Here is a 965-nt window from a genome sequence, read left to right on the forward strand (position 1 = left end):
GCATCCATCGCGCCCACGCGGGCGGCGGCGGTGTGCAGCACCATGAACTTGCTCCGGGTGTCCTCGGCCAGCTTCATCGCGGCGGCGAGCACGGCGGCGCCATCGGCCTCCTGCAGCGCGCCCTGCCCCACGATGACCACCGACGGCGCCTCGAGCACCGAGTCGTACTCCTTGTCGAGCAGCGACGACAGCGCGGCGCGGTCGGCGCCCACATGGGCGTAATCGTAGGTGAGGTCGACCGCCTCGCCCACCAGCCCGACCTTGGCGCCATGCAGCCAGGCCTTGCGGATGCGGGCGTTCAGCACCGGCGCCTCGTCACGCGGATTGGCGCCGATCAGCTGGATGAACTGCGCGGTGTCGATGTCCTCGATGGTGGCGTTGCCGACATAGCCCGCGCGGTTGCCCGCGGGCAGCTTGGCACCGTCGGTGCGGCACTCGACCGAGCCGCCCAGGCCCTCGGTGATGGTCTTGAGCGAGAACGCGGCCTCGACCGGGGCGAGATCGCCCACCAGCCCCACCGGTTTCGACGCGCCCTTGAGTGCCGCCGCGACCTTCGTCAGCGCCTCGGGCCAGGTGGCGGGCTTCAGCTTGCCGTCGACGCGGATGTAGGGACGGTCGAGACGCTGGCGTCGCAGGCCGTCCCAGACGAAGCGGGTCTTGTCCGAGATCCACTCCTCGTTGATGCCGTCGTGGTTGCGCGGCAGGAAGCGCATCACTTCGCGGCCCTTGGTGTCGACGCGGATGTTCGAGCCCATGGCGTCCATGACGTCGATGCTCTCGGTCTTGGTCAGCTCCCACGGGCGGGCGGTGAAGGCATAGGGCTTGGAGACCAGCGCCCCCACCGGGCAGAGGTCGATGATGTTGCCCTGCAGGTTCGAATCCAGCGTCTGGTTCAGGTAGCTGGTGATCTCGGCATCCTCGCCGCGGCCGGTCTGGCCCATCTGGGTGATGCCCGCCACCTCGGT

At 69.3% G+C, this 965-nt stretch carries 1 protein-coding gene; it reads right to left on the minus strand.

Annotation, left to right across the window (positions count from 1 at the left end; translation table 11 throughout):
* A partial coding sequence (locus HC022_RS27515) for a molybdopterin-dependent oxidoreductase (RefSeq protein WP_167454490.1) occupies nt 1-965 on the minus strand: 965 nt, incomplete at both ends.

The organism is Salipiger sp. HF18 (assembly GCF_011806505.1).
Taxonomy (GTDB): Bacteria; Pseudomonadota; Alphaproteobacteria; order Rhodobacterales; family Rhodobacteraceae; genus Salipiger; species Salipiger thiooxidans.